This is a genomic window from Arthrobacter sp. G.S.26, assembly GCF_050847375.1.
In the GTDB taxonomy this organism is placed as follows: Bacteria; Actinomycetota; Actinomycetes; order Actinomycetales; family Micrococcaceae; genus Arthrobacter.
Window position 1 is genome coordinate 138,745 of sequence record NZ_CP193753.1, and the last position, 24,660, is coordinate 163,404.

General features: G+C 63.4%; 19 protein-coding genes and 1 pseudogene. 15 read left to right on the forward strand and 5 right to left on the reverse strand.

The genetic code is table 11. The features are described 5' to 3' along the window. Positions 1 to 170: 170 nt before the first annotated feature. The 4 genes from ACRB8A_RS19760 to ACRB8A_RS19775 all read right to left on the reverse strand — a co-directional run bounded on the left by ACRB8A_RS19760 (position 171) and on the right by ACRB8A_RS19775 (position 6,448). The gene (locus ACRB8A_RS19760) at positions 171 to 731 is read right to left on the reverse strand and encodes a recombinase family protein (protein ID WP_432246121.1); all 561 of its coding nucleotides are present in this window, start codon (positions 729 to 731) and stop codon (positions 171 to 173) included. Positions 732 to 1,210: 479 nt separating this feature from the next. Next, positions 1,211 to 3,913 carry a GH32 C-terminal domain-containing protein gene (locus tag ACRB8A_RS19765; protein ID WP_432246122.1) on the reverse strand — a complete coding sequence of 901 codons (2,703 nt, stop codon included), beginning with the start codon at positions 3,911 to 3,913 and terminating at the stop codon, positions 1,211 to 1,213. Between the two features lie 219 nt (positions 3,914 to 4,132). Then, entirely contained in the window at positions 4,133 to 5,194 is a 1,062-nt protein-coding gene (locus ACRB8A_RS19770; RefSeq protein WP_432246123.1) for a LacI family DNA-binding transcriptional regulator, read from the reverse strand. Between the two features lie 21 nt (positions 5,195 to 5,215). After that, entirely contained in the window at positions 5,216 to 6,448 is a 1,233-nt protein-coding gene (locus ACRB8A_RS19775; RefSeq protein ID WP_432246124.1) for a Gfo/Idh/MocA family oxidoreductase, read from the reverse strand. A 154-nt stretch (positions 6,449 to 6,602) separates the two neighbouring features. Here ACRB8A_RS19775 and ACRB8A_RS19780 point away from each other — a divergent pair, with 154 nt between their 5' ends. From ACRB8A_RS19780 to ACRB8A_RS19795, 4 genes are all read left to right on the forward strand, one after another. Next, the gene (locus ACRB8A_RS19780; RefSeq protein WP_432246125.1) at positions 6,603 to 7,559 is read left to right on the forward strand and encodes a carbohydrate ABC transporter permease; all 957 of its coding nucleotides are present in this window, start codon (positions 6,603 to 6,605) and stop codon (positions 7,557 to 7,559) included. Between the two features lie 11 nt (positions 7,560 to 7,570). Next, entirely contained in the window at positions 7,571 to 8,494 is a 924-nt protein-coding gene (locus ACRB8A_RS19785; RefSeq protein WP_432246126.1) for a carbohydrate ABC transporter permease, read from the forward strand. 81 nt (positions 8,495 to 8,575) lie between these two features. Further along, complete coding sequence (locus ACRB8A_RS19790) at positions 8,576 to 9,922, forward strand: ABC transporter substrate-binding protein (RefSeq protein WP_432246127.1); 1,347 nt, start codon at positions 8,576 to 8,578, stop codon at positions 9,920 to 9,922. Between the two features lie 85 nt (positions 9,923 to 10,007). Further along, complete coding sequence (locus tag ACRB8A_RS19795; protein WP_432246128.1) at positions 10,008 to 10,400, forward strand: hypothetical protein; 393 nt, start codon at positions 10,008 to 10,010, stop codon at positions 10,398 to 10,400. 477 nt (positions 10,401 to 10,877) lie between these two features. Here the strand turns inward: ACRB8A_RS19795 and ACRB8A_RS19800 are convergent, their stop codons facing one another. Next, on the reverse strand, positions 10,878 to 11,912 hold the full coding sequence (locus ACRB8A_RS19800) for a LacI family DNA-binding transcriptional regulator (RefSeq protein WP_432246129.1): 1,035 nt from the start codon (positions 11,910 to 11,912) through the stop codon (positions 10,878 to 10,880). Between the two features lie 249 nt (positions 11,913 to 12,161). Between ACRB8A_RS19800 and ACRB8A_RS19805 the strand changes: the two genes are divergently transcribed. The 11 genes and pseudogenes from ACRB8A_RS19805 to ACRB8A_RS19855 all read left to right on the forward strand — a co-directional run bounded on the left by ACRB8A_RS19805 (position 12,162) and on the right by ACRB8A_RS19855 (position 24,560). Continuing rightward, the gene (locus tag ACRB8A_RS19805; protein WP_432246130.1) at positions 12,162 to 13,469 is read left to right on the forward strand and encodes an ABC transporter substrate-binding protein; all 1,308 of its coding nucleotides are present in this window, start codon (positions 12,162 to 12,164) and stop codon (positions 13,467 to 13,469) included. Beyond that, positions 13,466 to 14,413 (forward strand): carbohydrate ABC transporter permease, encoded by a 948-nt coding sequence (locus ACRB8A_RS19810; protein WP_432246131.1) that lies wholly within the window; start codon positions 13,466 to 13,468, stop codon positions 14,411 to 14,413. Before ACRB8A_RS19805 ends, ACRB8A_RS19810 begins: the two co-directional genes overlap by 4 nt. A 1-nt stretch (position 14,414) precedes the next feature. Further along, complete coding sequence (locus ACRB8A_RS19815; RefSeq protein WP_432246132.1) at positions 14,415 to 15,242, forward strand: carbohydrate ABC transporter permease; 828 nt, start codon at positions 14,415 to 14,417, stop codon at positions 15,240 to 15,242. A gap of 272 nt (positions 15,243 to 15,514) precedes the next feature. Further along, positions 15,515 to 15,736, forward strand: coding sequence for a hypothetical protein (locus ACRB8A_RS19820; RefSeq protein WP_432246133.1), 222 nt, complete (start codon positions 15,515 to 15,517; stop codon positions 15,734 to 15,736). Between the two features lie 102 nt (positions 15,737 to 15,838). Continuing rightward, positions 15,839 to 17,629: a hypothetical protein gene (locus ACRB8A_RS19825; RefSeq protein WP_432246134.1), complete on the forward strand. Its 1,791-nt coding sequence runs from the start codon at positions 15,839 to 15,841 to the stop codon at positions 17,627 to 17,629. A 241-nt stretch (positions 17,630 to 17,870) separates the two neighbouring features. After that, a complete protein-coding gene (gene mgrA / locus ACRB8A_RS19830) occupies positions 17,871 to 18,908 on the forward strand; it encodes an L-glyceraldehyde 3-phosphate reductase (protein WP_432246135.1) in 1,038 nt (345 codons plus the stop codon). A 291-nt stretch (positions 18,909 to 19,199) separates the two neighbouring features. Further along, a complete protein-coding gene (locus ACRB8A_RS19835) occupies positions 19,200 to 21,392 on the forward strand; it encodes an alpha-galactosidase (protein WP_432246136.1) in 2,193 nt (730 codons plus the stop codon). A gap of 102 nt (positions 21,393 to 21,494) precedes the next feature. Further along, positions 21,495 to 22,532, forward strand: a complete 1,038-nt coding sequence (gene galE, locus ACRB8A_RS19840) for a UDP-glucose 4-epimerase GalE (RefSeq protein ID WP_432246137.1) — start codon at positions 21,495 to 21,497, stop codon at positions 22,530 to 22,532. A 78-nt stretch (positions 22,533 to 22,610) separates the two neighbouring features. Continuing rightward, the gene (locus ACRB8A_RS19845) at positions 22,611 to 23,276 is read left to right on the forward strand and encodes a LacI family DNA-binding transcriptional regulator (protein ID WP_432246219.1); all 666 of its coding nucleotides are present in this window, start codon (positions 22,611 to 22,613) and stop codon (positions 23,274 to 23,276) included. Positions 23,277 to 23,431: 155 nt separating this feature from the next. Next, positions 23,432 to 23,703, forward strand: a pseudogene (locus ACRB8A_RS19850) (MBL fold metallo-hydrolase); the annotation flags it as partial. Between the two features lie 260 nt (positions 23,704 to 23,963). Further along, positions 23,964 to 24,560 carry a recombinase family protein gene (locus ACRB8A_RS19855; protein WP_432246138.1) on the forward strand — a complete coding sequence of 199 codons (597 nt, stop codon included), beginning with the start codon at positions 23,964 to 23,966 and terminating at the stop codon, positions 24,558 to 24,560. The last annotated feature ends 100 nt before the right edge of the window (positions 24,561 to 24,660 follow it).

A 24,660-nucleotide genomic window follows, 5' to 3' on the forward strand; every position in this document is an offset into this window, starting at 1 on the left:
TTTCTCTGGCAAACGTCGGATCGCCGCGGACGTTCCCCCGAATTCAGAAAAAGAACTGTGATCTCAAGTATCGCGAGCCTGGGTCTCGTTGCAGTCTGCTTAGTACTATTCCTACTGAACCAACCTTCCGCTGAAGCGACCTCGGGCGTGATTGATGAGTGGACAATCACTCACGCACTGGCTCGAAGGTACTGGTAAAGCGTTTCGCGGCTGATGCCGAATTCGCGGGCGAGGGCGGCTTTCTGCGCCCCCGCCGCTGCCCTGGCCCGGAGGGTATCGGCCTGTTCGGGTGAGAGCGCTTTGGCCCGGCCGCGGTAGACGCCCTTGATCTTGGCCAGGGCAATGCCTTCTCGCTGCCGTTCCCCTATCAAGGCACGCTCAAATTCAGCGAAAGCGCCCATCACCGAGAGCATCAGGTTAGCCATCGGTGAGTCCTCCCCCGTGAAGCTCAGATTCTCTTTCACGAACTCAATCCGCACGCCCTTGGCAGTAAGCTTCTGAACCAGGGCCCGGAGGTCATCCAGGTTCCTGGCGAGACGGTCCATGCTGTGCACCACCAAGGTGTCACCCTCACGGATGAACTTCACCAGCTCCACGAGCTGGGGCCGTTTCACGTCCTTCCCGGACGCTTTATCCGTGAAGAGCCGGTCCAGCTGCACCCCTTCGAGCTGCCGTTGGGTGTTTTGATCCAGGGTGCTGACCCTGATGTATCCGATTCGCTGCCCAGCCATACCATTTCCTGCCTGTAGTGTCAGGCTGAAATCTAAGACCCTCGCAGGTGCCTGTCAAACTAACGAAACAATGACCCTAATCTGACATGCAGGGACCATGGGCCCTGACGTCAGTTTGGGGTACACCAAAAGCTGACACACGGCTCTCTTGCCTGTTGCTCGGAACAACCGGAATTGATCTACATTTTTGAACGAGAAGTCCGGTCCGCCCGCCAACAGCGGGGGACAATTCTCATAAGTTATCCGCCGCTACTGCTACCAAGGAGCTACCCTACGGCTCCTACTTCCAGCCGTGGACAACCTGAACTGACCCCGGCTATGGACCGATCAGGGCCGCATCAGTTCGGGCCTCTTGATCAGCAAGCACGGGTTTTGCCCGGCCGAGACAGGTTGACGGAATATCCATTATCGGCTCTCTAAAATGCTCGTGGGAGAGGCCCGAGAGGACCGTCTTCTATCGTCTGATTCGGCAGGCGAACTCAGACCGGCAGCGGCCGGTCGTTGGCATACACAACACCCAACTGAGAGCGAACGCCGTCGAACAACTCCAGAATGGCCACCGAATCAGCCCATGGCATGGTGGCGCTTTCCAGCTGTCCTGCCTGAATGCAGCGAGTGACCTCACGCAGCTGGTAGGTGTAGCCGGACCCGGGTTGGTCAAAGGATTCCTCGCGACTGGTGTCCCCTCCGGTGCTGATCCGGATCGTCCTGGGATTGTTCACCAAATCCACGGTTTCGATCATGCCCTTGGTTCCCGAGACCACGGCCGTGCGAGGCCCAAATGAGGACAGGTAGCTGATCAGCTGCGCCTGGGCACCCCCGTCGTACTCCAGCGTCAGCGCGTTCTGGCTGTCCACACCAAAGTCCGTCACAATGCCGGAGGCGCGCACCGCATTGGGGGCACCCAACGCACCCCAGGCCCAGAGCAGCGGGTAGACGGTAACATCCAACAACGCGCCGCCGCCGTCGGCCGGAGCCCAGACGCGGGCACTGAGGTCTTCCGGCGCCGGGAAGCCCAAATCCGCACGGACCCAGCGCACGGTGCCGATTTCTCCCGAGGCGATGATGTCCAGGGCCCGCTGGATGCCGGGCACAAAACGGGCCCAGACTGCCTCCATCAGGAACAGCCCGCGCTCACGGGCCAGGTCCACCAAGGCGCGGGCCTCGGCAGCATTGATGGTCAGAGCCTTCTCGCACAGGACATGTTTGCCAGCGTTGAGGGCCGCCTTGGCCACCTCGTAGTGGTAGGCGTGCGGGGTGGCGATGTAGACCACGTCCACCTCGGCGTCCTGGACGAGCTGCTCATAGCCGGTCTCGCCGTCGTCCTCGATCCTGTCGTAGTAGGCGCGGACAAAGCCAAACTCCGCCGCGAACTCCTCGGCATTCGCCTGGGTGCGCGAGCTGACTGCCTGAAGCACGGCATCCTCCAACAGCGCCAGGTCCGCAGTGACAGTGTGGGCGATGCCGCCGGTGGCCACCACTCCCCAGCGCAGTGCGGTGCCCGTGGCGGTGAGAGTCTCGGGGTTGTCCGTGGTGTACCAGTCAGGTTTGGCGATATGGCGAAGTTGGGGCGTCAGTTCTGCCACTGCCTTAACGTGCCCCGAAGAATCTGCTACGGCATGGGGGCCTGTCGGGCGCGGGTGAGATTGCAATGGCTCTGCGTTTCGCATTGACGGTCCCGCGGGTCGCGTCACTTTCAGGCTGGGTGCGGTGGCGGTCCCGCCTTTGGCGTAGAGCGACAGACTGGTGCTGTCCGGCCCGGGAAATATCAGGCCTGTCATGGTGATTTGGCCGTCTTGGGCGAAGACTTCCACTGAGCAGTGGTCGATGAAAAGGGTGAGATTGTAGGACCCGTCGGAGGCAGGTTTCAGTGGGGCCGTATCGGTGGAAGCAAAGGAGTCGTGGAATTCCGTGTTGCCGGAGTTTGTCCGGTCCATGATGAGAAGGTTCTCGGAGGGGCGGATGCCGATGCGTGTGCCGTCGGTGCCGTTGCCTCGAATGATGAGTCCGAATTCCTCTGCGGATTCCGGGATGAAGGTCACCTCGATGGTCTCTACCGGCGCTCCGGTGTGCAGGTGGCGCTTTCCTTCATCCATTGCAAGATCAGACCAGGTGTTCACCGACAGTGCGTTGCCGGTTCGATATTCGTCGGCGACCCGTTGGGACAGCCGGTGCTGGCCCTGCTCGGTGACCAGGGAGATTTCGCGTACAAGTGACATCGAACTGCGCCATGGCCAGGTCGGGATGTCGGCGCCATATTGCCAGTTGTTCATCCAGCCAACCATGAGACGGCGCCCATCGGGTGCGTTATGGAATGAGACGGCCGCGTAATAGTCGCGTCCCCAATCGAGCCAATGGTAGGTGTCGAGCCCGGCCGTTTGGCTGCTGCCGTCGGTGACGGTTGTTTCGGATGTGAAGGCCACGCCGTCGAAGTGGCCGACAAAGTATTGGCCCCCTGACCCGCCGTTGGGCCCTCCGGGGTTGAGGTTCACGGTGAGAATCCACTTGGTCTGCTCTTTGTCGCCGTCCAGTGGCAAGGGGAATAGGTCGGGGCATTCCCAGACGCCGCCGGTGGCGTTGGCGGGTCCGAAGCTGCTGAGGTAGTGCCAGTCCCGAAGGTTATCGGACCTATAGATGACCACCCTGTGTTCCTCGGCTTCGACGGCCACCATCACCCAATAGCTGCCCGGGGGCCCGTTGTAGCGGAACACCTTGGGATCGCGGAAGTCTGCAGAGTTCCTGTCGAGGACGGGGTTGCCCTGGTGCTTTGTCCAGGTGTAGCCGCCGTCGGAGCTCCAGGCCAGGGACTGTGCCTGTGTGCCCCGGCGGGCTGAGCTGTCTTTGTAGGCGCTGGTGTAGATTGCCACCAGAGGGGCGGTCTGCCCGTTGCCGAGGCCGCTGGTGTTGTACTCGTCGATGACGATGCTGCCGGAATAGATATCCTCTTCGGCGTCGCAGAGGATGGCCACGGGCTGCTCGTCCCAGCTGATCAGGTCCACCGAGGTGGCGTGGCCCCAGGACATGTTGCCCCAGACATTCCCGAAGGGATTGTTTTGGTAATAGAGATGGTAGATGCCCTCGTGGTAGATGAGTCCGTTCGGGTCGTTCAGCCAGGTGTTCTTGGCTGTGTAGTGGATGGCGGGCCTGAAGATGTCATCATCGTTGATGGGATTGGCAGTCATGTCGTTGGGTGCCTTAATGGTTAATCGGTGGGTACGCTGCGGGCAGGTGGCTGCTGTGGCGGCTGTCAGGTGATTTCGGGCAGCAAGGAAACCCACTCGCCGGTGGGCGGTTGACGACGAGCGTCGGGCCCGGAAAACAGGTACTCCCACTGGTGGTGGGATGCCGGTCCGCCCACGGCAGGTGATCGCCTTTTGGCGCAGTCGGGGACTGTGTTGGTGTCAGTGACAGCCGCAGGAAGCGCGCAGTACCAGCTCGGTCGGGAAGATTTTCGTCTGCGTTTCCCCTCCTGGCTTGGGGGCCAGGAGGGCTTCCAAGGCGGTCTGCGCCAAGTCGTCTATTGGCTGGGCGACTGTGCTGAGCCTGGGCCAGGTGTATTCGGATTCGGGTGAGCCGTCGAAGGCGAACACCGCAAGGTCTTCCGGTACCCGCAGGCCACCCTCGTGGAGGGCGCAGAGGAGACCCACTGCCTGCTGGTCGGAGCTGACGAAGACGGCGGTGGGCCGCTCGGCGCGGGCGAGCAGTTCCTGTCCGGCACGGTGCCCGCCCTCACGGGTGAACGGTGCCCTGACGATGGGACCCGCCGTGAGGCCAGCATCCTGGATGCCTTGATGCCATCCGACCTCGCGGGCGTCGAGTTCGCCGCCGGCGTTGCCGCCCATCACCAGCCCGATGTGTTCGTGGCCGTGGCTAATGAGGTGCTCCACCGCCATGCGTGCCCCGTCCTGGAAGGCCACTCCAACGGAATTGGAACTGTGGGCTCCTGCCCCGTGTTTCATGACGGCGGGACTGCCTGCAGTGGCGAGGTCGGTGCTGTGGTTCAGGAGCACCGCGGGGATCTCTGCCTGTTCAAGATCCATCAGGTCCGGCTCGAACAGCATGCTGCAGAGGAACAGTCCGTCCACCCTTCTGGCGGCGAAGTTCTTGATGAGGCGACGCTCGGTGCGCAGCGAGGCCTGGGAATCCGCCAGCAGAAGGGTGTAGCCCCGCTCGGCCGCGGCGTTTTCGACGGCGCGGGCGAGCGAGGCGAAGAACGGGTTCATGGCGTCGGAGACGATCATGCCGAGCATTTCGCTGGAGCCCAGGGCAAGTGCCCTGGCTGCGGCGTTCGGACGATAGCCCAACGCCCTGATTGCCTGCCGCACCTTGGCCTCTTTCGCCGGTGATACTGGCCGGGGTCCGCCGTTGACCACGTAGCTGACGACGGCGGGACTGACCCCTGCCAGTCGGGCGACGTCATCGCGTGTGACGGCGGCCTTGGCTTGTGAGGTGGGGTGCGGCATGGCAACCATGCTAACGGCGATTTACTGGGCGGATTCGCGAAGTGCCGGGCGGGCCAGCTCTACGGGGGCGTCGCCGAAGTCGGGCACCGGCAGGCGTTCGCCGCCGCGCAGGGCTGACTGGTGGGCAACGATGCCGGGAAGCGTGTAGCGGGCCGCTTCCCAAGCGTTGACCGGAGGCAGGGTGCCGGTGTTGATGGCAGTGACGAAGTCATCCACGAGGAAGTGGTGGCTGCCCTCGTGGCCGTTGGGCAGGCCGCGGAACTCCGCCGGCAGGCGCCCGGCATCGTGCACGGATGCCATGCCGGAGATAAAGGCATCGCGCAGTGCGGGAGCCACGTCGGCCAGCATGGGGTCATCGAGTTCCATGGTGGCCTGGGTCTCAAGCTGATCACTGATGTCGGTCACGGTGTGCTTGTCCTGCCAGACGCTGACCAGGGCGAGCTGTTCCATGCTTGCCTCCGTACCGAAGTAGCGGAAGCGGCTCTCGCGCAGGTGGCAGGGGTAGCCCACCCTGCGGAACTCGTTGATGCGCATGGACCCGCCGCCGGCGAGTTCGAACAAGGCGCTGGCGTTGGAAAAGTCATTGTCGAACATGCTCACCTCGCGGTCGAAGACGCCGTCGCCTCGCTCGTCCCGCACCCCGACGCAGCTGACGCTGACGGCGTGACCGCCAATAGCTCCGAGCACTCCGCCAACGGAGTGGGTGGGGTAAAGCATCGGCGGGTAGCTGGCCGTAGCCTTCCAGTTTTCTCCGCCGCTGAACTGGTAAGCGTTGTAGAAGCCGAGGTCCATGTCGTGGACATAGTCGCCCTCCGCGTAGAAAATCCGGCCGAAGGCGCCCTCTGCATTCTTCTTGCGGGCCAGGACGGTTGCGGGGTTGTAGTAGCTGGTCTCGCCCATCATGTACGTCAGCCCGGTTTCCCGGACCGTGTCGATGATTTCTGCGATCTCCGCTTCGGAGATGGCCATCGGCACGGCGGAGTAAACGTGCTTGCCGGCCCGCAGTGCCTGCACCACGAGGGGCCCGTGGGTCCAGCGCTGGGTGAAGATCGCGACGGCGTCAACGTCGCTTTCAAGCATTGCCTCGAAGCTGTCAAAAGTCCCTGCAGCCCCGACACTGCTGGTTTGCGCCTCTGCACGCTCTTTGATGAGGTCGGTGAAGTAGATGTCTGAGATTCCGGGGTGGGCAGCGAAGAGCTTGGCGAACACGCCTGCGAACTGTCCTGCACCAACGATTCCAATTGAAGAAGTCATGAGAAAAAGCATGGGCCACAATTCTACGCGGGTCAAGTACTTGCGCGTTTTCTTCTAGGAGCCTTGAAAGATAGAGAAGTCTCTTGCAACAATTGACGCAACGCGCGTAGAGTATCCGGCAAGTGTTACCTACCTCACAGGAGAGGGATCAACGATGACTACCACTGCCGCCAGCCGGGCCGCCAGAGACGGCACGCCACTCCACGGACGACCGGGACGGGCCGGGAAACCCTTCTGGCGCCGGAACCACGGAGACTTGCGGATCGCCTTGTTCTTCATTGCCCCGGCTCTGATCGGCTTCATCATGTTCTACGTGGTCCCCGCGGTACGCGGGACTTACCTGAGCTTCACCGAGTACAGCCTGCTGGGCGAACCGGAGTGGGTGGGCGGGGCGAACTACGCCGCGATCGCCAAAGACCCGCTGTTCTGGAACGCGCTGGCGGTGACGGGCCAGTACGTGCTGATCAACATGGTCCTCCAGACGGTTCTGGCCCTGGGCCTGGCACTGCTGATGCACCGGGTCGCCAAATCCACCATCATCAGGGGGGCGCTACTGCTGCCCTATCTGATGGCCAACGTGATCGCGGCGCTGCTCTGGTTCTGGCTCCTCGATTACCAGATCGGCATCATCAATCACTTCATCGAAGCCGTCGGTTTACCGCGGGTGGCGTTTTTCGGCAGCGAGGCATGGGCCATCCCCACCCAGGCGCTGATCAACACGTGGCGCCACGTGGGCTACACCGCACTGCTGATCTTCGCCGGGCTCCAAGCCATTCCCCGACAGGTCTACGAGGTGGCCGACCTCGACGGGGCCTCCCCGTTCCAAACCCTGCGGCAGATCACCCTGCCACTGCTACGCCCGGTCATCGCGCTGGTGGTCATCGTCACCGCGATCGGATCGATCCAGATCTTTGACACCGTTGCCGTCACCACCCAGGGCGGCCCGGTCAACGCCAGCCGGGTCCTGCAGTTCTACATCTACCAAAAGGCCTTCACCGAGTCGGACTTCGGCTACGGATCCGCCCTCGCCGTCATCCTCTTCGTCATCCTCGCCGTGGTGGCCTTCGTGCAGATGAAGTTCCTCCGCGGCAACGAATCGGACCTGGACTAAGGACACCCACCATGACCGCCACTAACCACACCAGTCCTGCACGCCCGCAGCGGAGCCGCAAACCCATGACAGTACGCCGGGCGGCGTCCTGGGCCCTGATCATCCTCGCCGTTGCCTTCTCCGTGTTGCCCTTCTATTGGGTTCTCCGGACCTCCCTATCCACCAACGGTTCGCTGGCCAGCAACGCGACGAACCTGCTGCCGGCCGACTTCAATCTCGGCGCGTTCAGGCGGGTGTTTGGCCTCCAGTCAGCCGAAGAAGCAATGGCAGAGGGCGGCTCCGGGGCGCACATCGACTTCTGGTTGTACCTGCGCAACTCTGTCCTGTTCGCCACCATCACCACGGTTGGTGCGCTGTTCTTCAGCGCGATGGCCGCCTACGCCTTCGCCCGCCTGCGCTGGAAAGGCCGGAACGCGGTCTTCAGCCTCTTCCTGGCCACCATGATGGTCCCTGGCATCTTCACTGCGCTGCCCAATTTCCTGCTCATTAAAAACCTTGGACTGCTCAACACCATGCTCGGCCTGGTCCTGCCCTACCTGTTCATGAGCCCGTTCGCGATCTTCTTCCTGCGGCAGTTCTTCCTGAACATGTCCCGGGAAGTCGAGGAAGCCGCGATGCTCGACGGCGCCAAGCACCTGCGGATCTTCTTTCAAATCGTCCTTCCCAACGCCGCGGCCCCGCTGGCCACCCTCGCACTGCTGACCTTCATCGGCCAATGGAACGAATACTTCTGGCCGCTCCTGGTCGCCAACCAAGACGACCTGAGGGTCCTCACCGTCGGGCTCGGCGTCTTCAAGGCCCAGGCCCCCCAAGGCGCTCCTGACTGGTCCGGCCTGATGGCCGCCACCCTCGTCTCAGCGCTGCCGATCCTCCTGCTGTTCATCGCCTTCGGCAAGAAAATCGTCAACTCCATCGGCTTCTCCGGCATCAAATAACCCTGCGCCCAGCTCCCAAACCCCCGCTAGACCAGCGCCGCAGCGCGGCGCGCCCCAACCAATGTCCTGAAAGGACCCACCATGAAAAAGAAAACAGCCAGCGCCATCGCCGTTGCGGCTGCAGCCGTCCTGGCCCTGTCCGCCTGCGGAAGCGGAGGAGGCACCTCAACCGAGGAAGCCAAAGGCGAGCTCAGCTACTGGCTCTGGGACCCGAGCCAGCGCCCTGCCTACCAGCAGTGCGCCGACGACTTCCACACGGCAAACCCGGACATCACCGTCAAGGTTACCCAGCGCGGATGGGACGACTACTGGGCCACCCTAACCAACAGCTTCGTCGCCGGGAACGCCCCGGACATCTTCGTCAACCACCTCACCAAATACCCGGAACTGATCAAAACAAAGCAGCTGCTGCCCCTCGATGACGCCCTCAAGAAGGACCCGGTTGACCTCTCGATCTACAACGAAGGCCTGGCCGAGCTCTGGGTCGGCGAAGACGGCAAGCGCTACGGGCTGCCCAAAGACTGGGACACCGTAGCCATCTTTTACAACAAGACCATGGCCGCCGACGCAGGCATCAGCGAAGAACAGTTCAAAAACCTCAGCTGGAACCCCCAGGACGGCGGCAGCTACGAGAAGACCATCGCTCACCTGACCATGGACAAAAACGGCAACCGCGGCGACGAACCCGGCTTCGACAAGAACAACGTCGCCGTCTACGGCCTGGGTCTGAACGGCGCAGGCGGCGGCCTGGGCCAGACCGAGTGGAGCTACCTCACTGGCACCACCGGCTGGACCCACACCGACAAGAACCCCTGGGGCACCCACTTCAACTACGACGACCCCAAATTCCAGCAGACAATCGCCTGGTATGCCGGTCTGATCGAAAAGGGCTACATGCCCAAGCTGGAAACCACAGTCGGCGCCAGCACCGCCGACATCTTCGCCGCCGGCAAGGCAGCGATCAACGTCAACGGCTCCTGGACGATCGGCCAATACACCAGCTACAAAGACATCAACCTCGGCATCGCGCCCACCCCCACCGGGGTCAACGGCAAGCGAGCATCCATGCTGAACGGTCTCGGAGACACCATCTGGGCCGGCACGAAGAAGCCAGCCGCCGCCGCGAAGTTTGTCGAATACCTCGGATCTGCAGCCTGCCAGGACGTCGTCGCATCCAAGGCAGTCGTCTTCCCCGCCGTCAAGACCTCCGCCGAAAAGGCCGCGGCGGCTTTCCAGGCCAAAGGCGTCGACGTCACACCTTTCACCCAGCCCGTGAAGGACGGCGCGACGTTCCTCTTCCCCATCGCCGATAAGGCACCGAAGGTCGAAGGCGTCATGAAACCCGCCGTTGATGCCGTCGTAGCAGGCAAAAACCCCGCCAGCTCGCTCACCCAGGCAAACGAACAAGTCAACGCCCTCTTCAAGTAACCATCCGATCCCGGTGGACGGGGCGGACCTTTCCGGTTCCGCCCCGTCCACCAAGGCAACAACGATCCACCCCTACAGGACCACCATGAACACCAATGCGATAAATGAAAACCTCCTCCACGTTCAGGTCCAGGACCGCCGCCAACTGGAGGAACAACTGGACAAAGCGGTGGATATCCTCGCAGCCCTGTCCCCGCAGCACGGAGGCACAGGGATCCTCGTTGCCCGGCACTCCCCCGGGACTTCACCGTCCAACTCCACCCGGACGTCCCATTCGGAACCATCCAGGAACGGCAGGAATGGTAACCCGCAACGGGAACAGCCTCCCCTGCAAACCATGACCAAGACTTACTCATCCCGCGGGACGAAAAGCAAGCCGGAAACCACAACCCAACCCACGGAGAAACCTTTGACCCTGGACCTGAACGCGAGCAGCACACCACCGTTCCTGGCCGCCGGGAACCAGGGGGACGCCTAAGAGCCCCGCGTCGATGGCGGTTGGTTCACAGGGTTTCTCTCAAAACGAGGGTTGGTGCAGGCGACTTCGAACGCCTTCCATATCGGGAGTCGTCTGCACGGGTCCCGTACTTCCGGAATATACCCAGACACTCCCACTTCTGAGGCCAATACCGGAGTCGGGCTGCGGGAAGCCGGCTCATATGTCTCATATCGTTTTGTATGTCGAGACGAGTGGATTTCATCGGACGGGTGAACGGGCATCCGGCAAGCGCAGACTTGCGGGTTTCGAGTTGGACAGAGAGACGGAATGATGGCGGACCGCAGCCAGCTACCTAACAGCGGCTAGCTGCACGCGGCGCAGGTGCGCCGAGGATCAGAGGATCCTGGGCGGCGCACCGTCTGGTCGAACCAGCTGCACGATGTCGATGCCACAGACGGCGAGACGGCGCTGCACGGCGATCCTGACCGAATTGAGGTGTGCCGACGACAACCGAGCTCAAGGAGTCCGCGAGGACAGGTCTGGCCTCGGGGGTGCAGTGGTGCCGCGGATGACAAGTGACGTTGGGAGGGTGGTCGTGGGGGCGACCGCTTCGCCGCGCAACAGCGCGAGCACGGCCTGGGCTGTCGTGCGGCCAAGCTCGAACGGGTCTTGCCGAACGGTGGTGAGGTCGGTAAGCGATGCGAGTGGGTGGTCGTCAATGCCGATGACCGAGATGTCTTGGGGAACGCGCAGACCTGCCCGCCGTATGGTTCTCATTGCGCCCAGGGCAACCTCGTCGGAGTGCGCATAAATGGCGGTGGGCGTTTGGTGCAGACCCAGGAGTGTTCCCATGCAGGTCGCGCCCTCTTCGCCGCCCCAGTCAGCGACCGCGACGAGTTCGGGAACGATGGGCAGGCCAGCGTCCGTGAGTGCGTCGTAGTAGGCGGTCGAGCGACGTCGGCTCAGGTGAGGAAGATCCGGGTCGGTCGCCTCGATCATCGCGATTCGCCGATGGCCGAGGGTGATCAGATGGTCGACCGCGCGGCGGGCTGCCACATAATCGTCAATGTTCACGAGGGGGCTGACGCCCTCCTGCAGGGCGGCTGTGACGATGTGCACCCCCATAAGTTCTAGTTGGCGCTGCTCGTCTTCGGTCACGGGGAACCCGATAATGATGAGCGCATCGACCTTGCGTCGCGGGGGAAGCGCACGGAAAAACCGTCTACGGTCCGCCGCATCGCCCACTCGATACAGCAGGAGGTCCAGTTCTGCCTCTTGCAACAGCGTTTCGACGCCCTCTACAACAGCTCCGAAATGCCACCGCGACAGATGCGGCACCAAGACACCAACACGACCAGTACTCCCTTTTGCCAATCCCGAGGCCTGGGGAGAGACGACGAAGTGGTGCTGTTCCGCGATCGCCAGGACTCGTTGCCGTGTGCGAGCAGAGACGCCGTAGGAGTTGCTCAATGCCCGGGAAGCGGTAGCCATGCCAACACCCGCGAGGCGCGCGATATCGGCCAGCGTTACCGAACTCGATTCCTGCAGCACAGAATCAGCTTATCCGATAGGAAACGATTCCAAACATTCGACCGACGCCGCGTGGAGCCGAATGGGACGTCTCCTGGTCCTATTGACGCGATGACCATAGTGTGGATAACCTATTTTCGGAAGCGCTTCCGAAGACAAGATTGTCCACGTTGCGCTAGTCCTTTTCAGCCCCGATATCCCTTCTCACCGTGGAGCAGTGGCATGTACAGTAATTCATTTCGTTTCTCACGACGCGCCCGTGGCGGCGCTATGGTCGCAATGGCCGTCGCTTTGGCGTGCGTCGCAAGTGGCTGCGCGCCGGGTGGTTCGGCGCCGAACAACACAGATGCGACACCTGTGACGGCCCACACCCTGGGTGATGCCCAGGTGAGCTTGACGTTGTACGACGGTCAAGGTCTCAAGCCGTTGGACGACGCGTTGATCGCGGCGTTCCAGAAAGAGCACCCGAACGTCACCATCGAGGCGACCTACGACCCGGACAATGTGACCAGCCAGAACCAGCCGCGCCGGCTCGCCTCGGATACGCCACCGGACCTTACGCGTGTGGTTTCGGTGACAGCGAACTCCAAAGCGGGCCTGTTGACCGACCTCACCCCGTACCAGGACCTGTACGGCTGGAGCAAAATGCCTGCGACACAACTGGCGCAGTTCCGTGCCGCGGAAGGCGTCGCCGGGTCCGGCCCGCTCTACGCGAAACCGTCCGGGTTCACCATGACCGGCCTTTACTACAATAAGCAGTTGGCGCAGCAGATCGGGATGGACACGCCCCCGCGGTCCGTCGCGGAGCTGACCGGCCACTTCGAGTCCGCGAAGAAAGCGGGCCTGTATGGGCTTGTCGTGGGCAACAAGGAGGGCGCGGGAGTGTTCCCGTTTCAGTTGCTGCTCAACTCGGGGATGGGTGTCGCGGGCGTGTCAAAATGGGTCTTCAACGCGCCCGGGGCGACTATCGACACACCTGAAGCGACCGCTGCAGCCGACCAGATCGTGCAGTGGGGTAAGGCTGGCTACTTCCCGGAGGGTGTGAACGGTCTGGACGCCACCGCGGCGGACTCCATGTTCGCCGCCGGCAAGGGCGTTTTCTACGCCTGGGGCAACTGGGCGGCGGTCAACCTCGACAAGACCATGCCCGGCAAAGTCGGATTCATCCCGATGCCTCCAGCGCAGGCGGGGGGCCAACTGGCCGCGATGTCTGACGCAGCAACTGCGTTCGGTATCCCGGCGAAGTCGAAGAACAAAGACGCCGCGGCGGCGTTCCTGGACTTCCTCTCCAGTGACAAGGCCCGTCAGATCGCACTCGACAACGGGTTCATGCCGTCGGGTCTGGCAAGCCAGGCAGTCCCGACGGTTCCCAAGGATTCCGTGATGTCTGATGTCGTCACGGCGTTCACGGCAGTATCTGCGGCTGGCGGGCAGGTGCCGTTCGTGCAGAACGCGACGGCCGCGATCGCGAACCAGGCGTGGAATCCGGAGAGCCAGCGTCTGTACGGCGGTCAAATCGGCCCCGAAGAGTTCGTGCGTAACGTTCAGGCGACGTACAAGTCCGAAATCGGCAAATGACGCTCCGCATCACAACGGCCTCAAGGCTCCGTGGGGAGGGCGCAGCTGCGCGCTCCCCACGGAGACTCAGGTCCCCCAAAAGCCGGCGCGGTGGATGGTCGGGTTGGCTGTTCGCCCTACCCGCACTTGCCGTGTACGCCACTTTCTGTCTCTACCCGGTTCTGACGGCGGTGCAGTACTCGTTCTACGACTGGGACGGGATCGGGCCGGCCACAGCGGTCGGGCTCGCGAACTACGTCCGTGTGTTCACCGAACCGCAGCTATTCGCATCGATTGAGCACTCTTTCATCCTGATCATTTTCTTCACCGTTCTGCCGGTCAGTCTCGCGCTCGTCGTTGCATCTATCGTCCGAGAAATTCGCTCCCGAGTGCTGGGCGGTGTAGCGCGTACCCTTATGTTCCTGCCCCAGATCATTCCAGGCGCTGCCGCGGCCATCGCCTGGACGTGGATGTACGCTCCGAACGGGGCGGTTAACCAGCTGCTCGGTGCGGTGGGGCTAGGTTCACTGCAGACGGCATGGCTGGGGGATTTTACCTGGGCGCTGCCAGCGGTGGGAATCATCGGCACCTGGCTTGCGACCGGGCTATGCACCCTGTTGCTCCTCTCTGGCATCGGCAAAATCGACAACGCCCTCTACGAGGCGTCGGTGCTCGATGGTGCCAACCGGATTCAGCAGTTCTTCGCGGTCACGCTTCCGGGTCTGCGCCGTGAGATCGGGGTCTGCGTGACGATCACGGTTATTACCGCTTTGGCCAGCTTCGATGTCGTCTTCATGACCACCCAGGGTGGCCCTGGGTACAGCACGATGGTGCCCGGCGTGCAGGTCTACCAATTGGCGTTTACCCAGTTCCAGATCGGCCAAGCTTCTGCACTCGCGATCGTGCTGAGCTTGTTGGTACTCGTCGTGATTGTTCCCCTTCAGTGGCTGTTCCGGGAGAAGTGACATGTCAGTTTCTGTTTTCAAAGACACCGCGCCACGCGCCCTTCTGCTTACCGCTGTCGCGCTGTTGTCGGTGTTCCCGCTGCTGTCGATGCTGTCAGCCGCGCTGCAACCACAAGGCACAGCCCCGTCGGGGCTGGCGATCCCTGCCGACCCGCAATGGCACAACTTCGTCGACGCGTGGAACGTTGCCAACCTCACCGTGCTGCTGCGCTCCAGCGTTATCCTCGTACTCGGCGTGGTGCCCCCCACCCTGCTCTTAGCCGCGTTGGCCGGCTACGCCCTCGGACAACTGAAGATCCGATTCGGCGGAGTATTCTTCGTCCTGCTGCTGTTTGGGCTCACCCTGCCGTTCGAAGTCGTCGTTGTGCCGCTGTACTACCAGATGCAATCGCTCGGTCTGATAAACACCCAGCTGGGGTTGATCCTCGCCCTCATCGGGCTCAACATGCCGTTCGCGGTGTACTGGATGCGCGCACACTTCCAGTCCGTTCCGATCGAACTTGGCGAAGCATCCGAACTGGATGGAGCAGGCCCGTGGCGCGCGTTTTTGCACGTGCAGCTGCCGCTGGCCGGCCCCGCGCTAGCGAGCCTGGGGATCCTGTCCTTCCTGGGCACCTGGAACCAGTTTCTGCTAGCAATCGTCCTAATTGACGACCCCGAAAAGCGCACCATGGCCGGGGCTCTCCAAGCGTTCGTCGGCGCACACAGCACCGACATCGTTTTGCTAAATGCTGGGGCCCTGCTGATCATGGCGCCCACCATCCTCGTCTTCATCATCTTTCAGAGGTACTTCGTCCGCGCCATGTTGGCCGGAGCCGTTAAAGGCTGACAGTCCCGGCGGACGGCACCGACCTCCGCGTGACCAACAATCGATGACCAATGCCAACGCCGGTCACGAACGAATCTCCCGCGTGTTCACCAACATCCTGAAACTTGCCATGCGCGCCGTCGTAGCAGGCAAAACCCCGTCAGCTCGCTCACCCAGGCAAACGAACAAGTTAACGCCCTCTTCAAATGACCATCCGAGGCCGGTGGAAGGGGCGGACCATTTCGGTCCCGCCCTCCCCACCGGGCGACAACGATCCGCCACTACAGGACATCATGTATACCGATTCATCAAATGAGGCCCTCCTCCACGTTCGTGTCCAGAAACGCCGCCATCTTGAGGAACAACTGGACACAGCGGTGGACATCCTCGCTGAACGGGCCCGCCTCCGCGGCGGCCAAGGGATCCTCGTTGCCCGGCACTCCCCCCGGGACTTCACGCTCCAACTCCACCCCGATGTCCCGTTCGGCACAATCCAGGAAAGGCAGGAGTGGTAAACCGCGATGGGAACAACGGCGGCTAGAAGCCATGACCAGGAAAAACTCATCCCCCCGGATGAAAAGCGACCGGAAACCACTACTCAACCCACGGAGAACCCCTTGACCCTGGACCTGCACCCGAGCAGTACACGTCCCTTCCTGGCCGCCGGGATGGAGATCTCGATCGACCCCGCGCGTCAGGTCCTCACCCTGGCCACCCCCGACGGCGCATCCCTGGCGCGCCTGCGCCTGCTTGCCAGCGTCAATACGACCGCCGGCACTGACGAAATCCGTGTCACAGACGTCGACGTCAACGCCCCCGACGGGAACTTCAGCCAGGTGGGAATCACGGCGACGAGCTCGGTGTGGCAGCACCACCACACCCAGCTGCGCGCCGACGGCGACACACTGGAACTGACGACCACGGTCCAGGGCACTGGCCGGATCACATCCATCCGCCAGCTCGGGGCCCACGTGGCCGGCTCCGGTCTGCTGCCCAGCGACCTGCTGCACAGCACCGTCTTCTCCCCCAACCCGGACCGGCCATGGCAGGTCCTCCGCCCCGCAGGGGAATCCGCAGCCCTGGGCGTAGTGGGAGACGGTGGTCAGCCCGGCGTCGGAAGATGGCTCTTCACCCCACCACCACTGTGCCTGGCTCTCTTCCCTGACGACCCCGACGCGTCCCCGGCGTCGGGCGGGCCCTGCCTGATGATCGGTGTCGCAGCCAAGCGGCGTCCCTTCACCCAGCTCACCTACGACGCCCTCACCCCTGGCTTCACCCTCCGTTACGACTACGACGGGCACACCGCAGTCGAGGGCCACTTCAGCACACCCACACTCCTGCTGTTCCTCGCCGATAACCCCTACGACGGGCTCAAACGCTACCGCGAGCTGCTCGACGCGCGGGGCCTGCTGCCGGCCCGCACCCACGCCCCGCCCTCACCAGAATGGCTCGAGCCGATGTTCTGCGGCTGGGGCGCCCAAAACGCCGACGCACTGGCCTCCATCGGCGGTCAGCGTCCAGCAACCGAACGGGCACGCCAGGCAGACTACGACGGCTATCTCAACACGCTCGCCAGCCACGGAATCGTGCCCGGAACCATCGTCATCGACGACAAATGGCAGCAGAACTACGCCACCTGCCAGCCCGACACCGAAAAATGGCCGGACATGGCCGGATGGATCCGGAAACGGCATGACGAAGGCCAACGGGTCCTGCTCTGGTACAAAGCCTGGGACACAGAAGGCGCACCACCGGAAGCCTGCGTCCGAGACCACACCGGTCAGCCCGTCGCCCTCGACCCCGAATCACCCGCCGGGCGCAAACTGATCCAGCAAGCAGCACGGACCATGATCGGCGAGCTCGGTGCCGACGGAATCAAAATAGACTTCACCGCCTCCACCCCCTCAGGCTCCGCCCTCACCCACGCCGGGCCATCATGGGGCATCGACCTGCTCCACCAACTGCTAGCAGTCCTCTACCAAGCCATCAAGGAGATCAACCCCGACGCCCTCGTGATCACCCACACCCCGGACCCCGGCTTCCGCGACGTCACCGACATGCTCCGCCTCAACGACGTGCTCATGCTCGACCAGCCAGGCGGCCACAACGAACCACCCAACACCACCCCCGGCACCGGCGTCGTCGACACCATGACCCACCGGGCCCGCGTCGCCACATCCGCCTGCCCGGAACTGCTGATCGACACCGACGGCTGGGCCCTGCCCAGCCAAGCCGCCTACCAGAGCTGGACCTCGGCACAAGCCGGTCTCGGAGTCCCCAGCCTCTACTACACCGACCGCCTCGACGTACCCGACCCCAGCGAACAACCCATCCCGTCCGCGTCCCTGCACGCCACAGCGCGGCACTGGGCAACCTACCGGGCCGCCCTGACCGTCGAGACTGAATAACGTACAAAAAGGGGGTGTGCAGCGTCGGATGCCGCGAAGCTGCACACCCCCGAAACACAGCAGCTTGGGCTTCGATCGAAGCATTCAGAACTAGCTGCACCAAGGAGTCAGCGCCTTGTTGCGCCCCTCAGGTACGTGCCGACCTCCTGGGTTTGCCCTTTCCGGCCGGTTTACTCCTTCCCTCTAACGTCCCTCACCCGTGCTCCGCCCGCTTCTTCCAACGGCAGGCAGAAAGGCACCGATGACCTTTTCGGCTGCGAACACCCGCTATGAATCCATGCCCTACCGCCGCGTCGGACGCAGTGGACTGAAATTGCCGGCCGTCTCCCTGGGCCTGTGGCACAACTTCGGCGACGACAAGCGCTTCGATGAACAGCGCGCCATCCTGCGCCGCGCCTTTGACCTCGGCATCACCCACTTTGATCTGGCCAACAACTACGGCCCCCCGGACGGTACCGCCGAGTCGAACTTCGGGCGGCACCTCGCCGATGACTTCAAGCCGTACCGGGACGAACTGGTCATCTCCACCAAGGCCGGCTACTACATGTGGCCGGGCCCCTACGGGGAGTGGGGCTCCCGCAAGTCCCTGCTCTCCAGCCTGGACCAGTCCCTGCAGCGCATGGGCCTGGACTACGTGGACATCTACTACAGCCACCGTCCGGACCCGGACACGCCGTTCGAAGAGACCATGGGCGCGCTGGACCACGCAGTCCGCTCGGGCAAGGCCCTGTACGCGGGCATCTCGTCCTACACTCCGGAGCAGACCATCGAAGCGGCCCGGATCCTGAAGGACCTCGGCACCCCGCTGCTAATCCACCAGCCCAGCTACTCCATGCTCAACCGCTGGACCGAAAACGGAACGCCGAACCTTTACGAGGCGCTAGAAGAGGTGGGCGCCGGTTCCATCGCGTTCTCCCCCCTGGCACAGGGCATGCTGACTGACCGCTACCTGGTCGGCATCCCGGCCGATTCGCGGGCGGCCAAACAGCGGTTCCTGTCCAAATCTGCCCTGACAGAGGACACCCTGGACCGTGTCCGCGGGCTCAACCGGATCGCCGCCGGCCGCGGGCAATCCCTGGCGCAGATGGCCATCGCCTGGATCCTCCGCGACCAGCCCAAGGGAGCACCCGTCACCTCCGCCCTCGTGGGTGCATCCAGCGTCAAGCAACTGGAAGACACCCTATGCGCCATAAACAACCTTGCATTTACCGGCGAGGAACTCGCGGCCATCGACGAATTCGCAGCCGAATCAGACATCACCGTGACCGTCCGCACCTGATGCTCCACCTATTTCCCCGTGGTTCCATGATGGATCGTTTCCGCAGTGTTTCGACGTGCAAGTTGTGCCAGATCGCTGCGGCGAGTGCGAAGAATCTGGCTGCGACTCTCGCGTAGACCCCGGAACGCTCTACCCTCCGGCAAGAACCCCGCCAGCTCGCCCACACAAGCCACCAAACAAGTCAACGCCCTCGCCAATAACGACCCGCCATACCTACTGCGCGCCGCGGGCATCGAATCCCCCGCAGCGCGCAGCCCCACTCCGTTACTCCCACGCAGAAGGACAACATCAATGGATCCCCTCCACCTCCGTTCCGCCGGCACTAGCCTGGTGATCAGCTTCGACAGTGGGGAGGCCGAGGTCATCCACTGGGGCGCGGACCTTGGCAGTACACTGCCCGACCTCGCTATCCTCACGGCGGCCATTCCGCCGTCGTCCGCCGACGCAACCGTGCCCGCAGGCCTCCTGCCGCAGGCCTCCTCCAGCTGGCGGGGCCGTCCCGCCCTCCGCGGCCACCGCGTCGCCGATGGCGTGTCCGGCCTGGACTTCTCGGCCCGCCTCCGCACGGTGACAGCGACCGCCGAGGGCAACGCCGCCGTCATCGTCCAGTCCGATTCCGACTCCGGCCTGACCCTGTCGTCCGCGCTGACACTGCACGAGGGAGGGCTGCTGGAGCTGCGTCACACCCTCAGCAACGACGGCGCCACGCCCTACCAGCTCGACGAGCTGGCCACCGTCCTCCCGGTGGCACCCGACGCCGTCGAACTCCTTGACCTGACCGGGCGCTGGTGCCGGGAACGCCACCCGCAGCGCCGCCCCATCCAGCAGGGCACCTGGGTCCGCACCGGCCGGCACGGCCGCACCGGACACGACTCCTCGCTGCTCTTCGCCGCCGGCACCGCCGGGTTCGGCAACCGTCACGGCAAGGTCTGGGCCATCCACCTGGCTTGGAGCGGGAACCACGAACAGTTCGCGGACAGCATCGGCGATGGCCGCACAATGATCGGCGGCTCCGAACTCCTGGGCCCGGCCGAGGTCATCCTCGCACCCGGCGCCAGCTACACCACCCCGGCGCTCTTCGCCGCATACTCGGACCACGGCCTGGACGGCATCAGCGAGGCGTTCTACAGCTGGTTCCGCTCCCGCCCGCACCACGTGCTCCCCGCAGCCGGTACGGCAACCCACCCGGGCAAGCCCCGCCCCGTGGTGCTCAACACCTGGGAAGCGGTCTACTTCGACCACAACCTGTCCACCCTGATCGAGCTGGCTGACTCCGCGGCCGAACTGGGCGTGGAGCGTTTCGTGCTCGATGACGGCTGGTTCCGCGGCCGCCGCGACGACCAAGCCGGCCTGGGCGACTGGTACGTCGACGAAACGCTCTGGCCCGACGGCCTCACGCCCCTGATCGACGCCGTAACCTCCCGCGGAATGGAATTCGGGCTCTGGGTGGAACCCGAAATGGTGAACCTGGACTCCGACATTGTCCGCGCGCACCCCGAATGGATCGTTGGTCCGTCCGTCCAGAGCTACAAGGACGGCGGCCGCCTGCCCCTTGAATGGCGGAACCAGCACGTGATCGACCTCGTGAACCCGGAAGCATGGCAGTACATTTTCGACCGCGTCGACACCCTGCTGCGCGAGAACAACATCAGCTACCTCAAGTGGGACCAGAACCGGGACCAGCTCGAGCACGGCCACGCCGGCCGCTCCTCGGTTCACGAACAGACCCTCGTCGCCTACCGCCTCTTCGACGAACTCAAAAAGTCCCACCCCGGCGTCGAAATTGAAAGCTGCTCGTCCGGCGGCGCCCGCGTGGACCTGGGCATCCTGGAACGCACCGACCGCATCTGGGCCTCGGACTGCAACGACGCCCTCGAACGCCAGACCATCCAGCGCTGGACCGGACTCGTGGTCCCGCCGGAACTGGTGGGCGGTCACGTTGGCCCAACCACCTCGCACACCACAGCCCGCACTCACGATCTGTCCTTCCGCGCCATCACGGCGCTGTTCGGCCACTTCGGCATGGAGTGGGATGTTCGCGAGGTCCAGGGCCCCGAGCGCGAGGAACTCAAACGCTTCATCGCCCTCTACAAGGAACACCGCAGCCTGATCCACTCCGGTCGCATGGTCCGCGCGGACGTGCCCGACGATTCCCTGATGCTGCACGGCGTGGTGGCCCCCAAAGGTGCCGCACAGGGCACGACGGCGGCGCTGTTCGCCCTGGTCAGCACCCGCACCGCGTTCGCGGAACAGCCCGGCCGGATCACCATCCCCGGCCTTGCACCGGACCGCACTTACCGGGTGGAGGCCATCTTCCCGGCGCCCGGAGACGCTGATTACGCCCACACGTTCACCCAGGTCCAGCCGCCTGCCTGGCTGGCGGACGGGGCGGTGGCCGGTGGCCGCTTCCTCGCCGAAGTGGGCCTACCCATGCCTATCCTCAACCCGGAGCACGCGTTGGTCCTGAGGTTCACTGCCCTGTAGCAACAGAAAGACAACCAACCAGCCAATACGTGGCCTGACCGACGTTCCCCGCCAGTTGGTAGAGAACGTCGGTCAGGCCGCCCTCAGACACTGGAAAACGACATGAAAATTCTGATCACTGGTGGCACCGGGTACATCGGTTCGCACACAGTCTTGTCCCTGCAGGAAGCCGGCCACGATGTGGTGGTGATCGATAACCTGGTGAACTCCAACGAGGAGTCCCTGCGCCGGGTTGCCGAACTCAGCGGCAAGACCGCGGAATTCCACAACGTGGACCTGGTGGACGAAGCCGCATTGGAAGGCCTCTTCGCCGCCCACACGATCGACGCCGTGATCCACTTCGCCGGACTCAAGGCCGTGGGCGAGTCGGTCCGAGAACCGCTCAAGTACTACTACAACAACCTCGTAGGCACGCTGAACCTGATCCGGGTGATGGACCGCCACGACGTCCGCTCCATCGTCTTCAGCTCGTCCGCCACCGTCTACGGCGAGCACAATCCCACCCCCTACGTGGAAAAGATGGAGATCGGCGCCAACAACCCGTACGGCCGCACCAAGGAACAGATCGAGGACATCCTCGCTGACCTGGGCGCCGCTGACAGCCGCTGGCACATCGCCCTGCTGCGCTACTTCAACCCGGTGGGCGCACACCCCTCAGGCCGCATCGGCGAGGATCCCCAGGGCATCCCCAACAACCTGGTGCCCTTCATCGCCCAGGTGGCTGTGGGACGCCGCGACAAGCTCATGGTGTTCGGCGGAGACTACGACACCCCTGACGGCACTTGCCTGCGCGACTACATCCACGTCGTGGACCTCGCCGAAGGCCACATGGCAGCCCTCAACCACGTCGCTGACCGCTCAGGCGTCTACCGCTGGAACTTGGGCTCCGGGAAGGGGTCCTCCATCCTGGAGGTCCTGCGGTCCTTCGAGAAGGCCGTAGGCCAGCCCATCCCCTACGAGGTAACCGGACGCCGCACGGGCGACCTCCCCGCGTTCTGGGCCGACGCCACTTCCGCCCTGGCCGACCTGAGCTGGTCCACCACCAAGACCGTGGACCAGATGTGCGAGGACCACTGGCAGTGGCAGAAAAACAACCCTACCGGCTATGCCGGCCAGGACACCGGAAACGGCCGGGACTGAGATTGCCGTGACCAGCTTGGGGAGGCACACGGCCGGGCACCGGAAGCACATTCTGTTCAGCCTCTGTATGCTGCGGGCATCCGGGACGTCGCGGGCGCTGCGGGGGTGTCCACCGCGACCGTCTCCCGCGCACTCCGCGGACTCCCTCGCGTATCGGAGTTGACCCGCCAGAGAATTGTGGCTGCTGCGGCCATCCTCGGCTACGTTCCTTCTTCCGCTGCATCAGAGCTGGCACGCAGACGAGGCATCCATGCTGCCAGCGTTATTGAGCCTTTAGACCAGACTGCTCATAGACCGGCACCACGCCAGGGAACGATCATTGTCATCAATGAACTTTTAATTGGCTCAGGCAAACCCCAAAAGCCTTGGGAGCCCGCAATGTTGGAGATGGAGCAACTTGTCCAGTCCGCGGCGTCGGAACACGGTTTCAGCGCGTGCCTGCTGTCCTGCAATCCAGCCGACATGTTGGAAACCGTACGCTCGGTCCCTGCGTCCGCCGTTGGAATGATTCTCGAAACCCGCAGCCCAAGCTTCGTCTCCACCGAACTGCGCTCCGCGCTGGCTTCTGCGCCCATCCCCACTGTCCAGGTCCATCTCAGCAATAATTACGACCAACTAAAGGAACTCCGCACCTCCCCTCCGCCCTCCGCGTGCACCGTCGTCATCGCCGGTGCAGGCATTTACGGATACAAACTTGCCATCGACTACCTGGGCGCGGCCATCCGGCCACAACCTCATATCTGAGCCACACAACCGCCACCCTCCTGACGCAGGGCCGGCGCCGGGATTGGGGCCCGGAATGCGCTCGGCCGGACAGGGACCGCTGAATGGCGATGGCAGCAGCGCCCCGCGCCCACTGATTGAACCCGAGCGACGCCAGCCGTGGATGAGCTGGAGCAGCCGGGGCGACGCCACAGGCGGTCCACACCCCCGGGCACTCCCCTGGCTCCATGCTTCTACCTGGAAACCGAAGGGACCGTGTTCACAGGCGATGCGCTGTTCACCGGCGGACCGCCGCCACCGGACGTTCCTACAGCCACTACCCCACCATCCTGACCTCCATTCGCGAACGGCTGCTGACGTTGCCGGCTGAAACCGTGGTGCGCTCCGGCACGGCGACGAAACCACGATTGCGGCGGAACGGTCAGCTCTGGCGCAAGTAGAGCAGTGAGCGAATGATGTTCAGCCTAAATGCCATTCGCGCTGCGCTTGCCCTGCACGGCTTTTCGATGCAGACGTGGACGCAGCGTCAAACAAAATCGATCTTCTCGCTTGCCCGGAAAAGTACAGTTTTTTGAGACACCGACCTGGCGTCGGAATTATCTGGGGGCAGTCGCGCAATTTCAGGCATCATTTCGTCTTGGAAAGTCGTCTCGATGAAAACCGTCTCAACAGAACGGTTTCACAGACTTTCTGAGGCATAATGACCCGATGAGGCATCTTGGGTATACGCGCGTGAGCACTTCGAGTCAGGACGCTCAGCTGCAGCTCGATGCATTGGTCGCTGCAGGAGTCCAGAAGCGCGACGTCTTCGCCGATGTCACGTCCGGAAGTAAGGCCGCCGGCGATCGGCCAGGGATGAAGAAACTCCTTACCTACGCTGAGGAAGGCGATACCGTCGTGGTGTGGCGGGTGGACCGGTTGGGCCGGTCGCTGATTGATGTCCTCAACACGGTGAACCTGCTGCGGGAACGTGGGATCCACGTCCGGTCCATTTCCGATGGAATCGATCCGGCTACTTCAACGGGCCGGTTGATGCTCAATATGCTGGCGACTCTTGCCGAGTACGAACGCGAGCTGATCGTTGAACGGGTCAACGCCGGCATCGCTGCCGCCCGACAGAACGGCACCAGGTTCGGCCGGCCGCTCTCAGACCCTGCCGTCATCGCAGACAAACTCGCGATCGCCACCGAAGCACGGCTTCGGGGACGCACTGCCGAAGAGGCCGCACGATTAGTCGGCTGGAGCCGCGCCACCTTGTACCGCCACCAACAGGCACTTACAAACCGCGAGGGCACTGGTCGATAAGGCGCAGCGAGGAGTCACTCCAAAAGCCCAGGCACTCCCCCGAACCGCTGACACGTGTGTAGCAGTTCAGGCACCCCTGCGGGCATTTTGTCGGGCAGGT

Coding starts and splice junctions, on each gene's coding strand:
- ACRB8A_RS19760 (WP_432246121.1), bottom strand. CDS start 731: ATGGCTGGGCAGCGAATCGGATACATCAGGGTCAGCACCCTGGATCAA.
- ACRB8A_RS19765 (WP_432246122.1), bottom strand. CDS start 3,913: ATGACTGCCAATCCCATCAACGATGATGACATCTTCAGGCCCGCCATC.
- ACRB8A_RS19770 (WP_432246123.1), bottom strand. CDS start 5,194: ATGCCGCACCCCACCTCACAAGCCAAGGCCGCCGTCACACGCGATGAC.
- ACRB8A_RS19775 (WP_432246124.1), bottom strand. CDS start 6,448: ATGACTTCTTCAATTGGAATCGTTGGTGCAGGACAGTTCGCAGGCGTG.
- ACRB8A_RS19780 (WP_432246125.1), top strand. CDS start 6,603: ATGACTACCACTGCCGCCAGCCGGGCCGCCAGAGACGGCACGCCACTC.
- ACRB8A_RS19785 (WP_432246126.1), top strand. CDS start 7,571: ATGACCGCCACTAACCACACCAGTCCTGCACGCCCGCAGCGGAGCCGC.
- ACRB8A_RS19790 (WP_432246127.1), top strand. CDS start 8,576: ATGAAAAAGAAAACAGCCAGCGCCATCGCCGTTGCGGCTGCAGCCGTC.
- ACRB8A_RS19795 (WP_432246128.1), top strand. CDS start 10,008: ATGAACACCAATGCGATAAATGAAAACCTCCTCCACGTTCAGGTCCAG.
- ACRB8A_RS19805 (WP_432246130.1), top strand. CDS start 12,162: ATGGTCGCAATGGCCGTCGCTTTGGCGTGCGTCGCAAGTGGCTGCGCG.
- ACRB8A_RS19810 (WP_432246131.1), top strand. CDS start 13,466: ATGACGCTCCGCATCACAACGGCCTCAAGGCTCCGTGGGGAGGGCGCA.
- ACRB8A_RS19815 (WP_432246132.1), top strand. CDS start 14,415: ATGTCAGTTTCTGTTTTCAAAGACACCGCGCCACGCGCCCTTCTGCTT.
- ACRB8A_RS19820 (WP_432246133.1), top strand. CDS start 15,515: ATGTATACCGATTCATCAAATGAGGCCCTCCTCCACGTTCGTGTCCAG.
- mgrA (WP_432246135.1), top strand. CDS start 17,871: ATGACCTTTTCGGCTGCGAACACCCGCTATGAATCCATGCCCTACCGC.
- ACRB8A_RS19835 (WP_432246136.1), top strand. CDS start 19,200: ATGGATCCCCTCCACCTCCGTTCCGCCGGCACTAGCCTGGTGATCAGC.
- galE (WP_432246137.1), top strand. CDS start 21,495: ATGAAAATTCTGATCACTGGTGGCACCGGGTACATCGGTTCGCACACA.
- ACRB8A_RS19855 (WP_432246138.1), top strand. CDS start 23,964: ATGAGGCATCTTGGGTATACGCGCGTGAGCACTTCGAGTCAGGACGCT.